The sequence below is a fragment of the Chitinibacter sp. ZOR0017 genome, assembly GCF_000799095.1.
Classification (GTDB): Bacteria; Pseudomonadota; Gammaproteobacteria; order Burkholderiales; family Chitinibacteraceae; genus Chitinibacter; species Chitinibacter tainanensis.
This window is the reverse complement of sequence record NZ_JTLG01000041.1, coordinates 1-395: the sequence shown is the minus strand read 5'-3', so window position 1 is coordinate 395 and position 395 is coordinate 1. Positions and strand designations below refer to the sequence as shown.

Sequence of the window (395 nt, the reverse complement as noted above, 5' to 3'; positions counted from 1 at the left end):
TCGGCTTCGGCTTCGGCTTCGGCTTCGGCTTCGGCTTCGGCTTCGGCTTCGGCTAACAATGGTGTGTCGAACGACAAGCTAGTGTCGAGCGTGGTTTCACTGCTGTCAGCCTCATCCAGATTGAGCGCAGGGAATGTCAACGCTTCATCGTCACTTGGGGCGATAAGTGTTTCCAGCGCTTCTTCCGCCGCGTACTCTTCCACCGCGAGCGACAAATCAATGGTCGGCAGCTCTTGCTCGAGGCGCTCGGCCTGTTCGGGAGTGAGCGCGACTTCAGCGCTGAGATCTTCTTCGCCGGGTAAATCCGGTAACTCAAGGACTAATGTTTCGGTTTCGGTTTCGGTTTCGGTTTCGGTTTCGGCTTCGGCTTCGGCTTCGGCTTCGGCTTCGGCTTC

Annotated in this window: 1 protein-coding gene; it reads right to left on the bottom strand. The window is 57.5% G+C overall.

Going from position 1 to position 395, the window contains the following annotated elements; genetic code table 11:
• Positions 1–395, bottom strand: a 395-nt coding sequence (locus L991_RS17515) for a hypothetical protein (RefSeq protein WP_047395922.1), incomplete at both ends; no start/stop codon positions are given.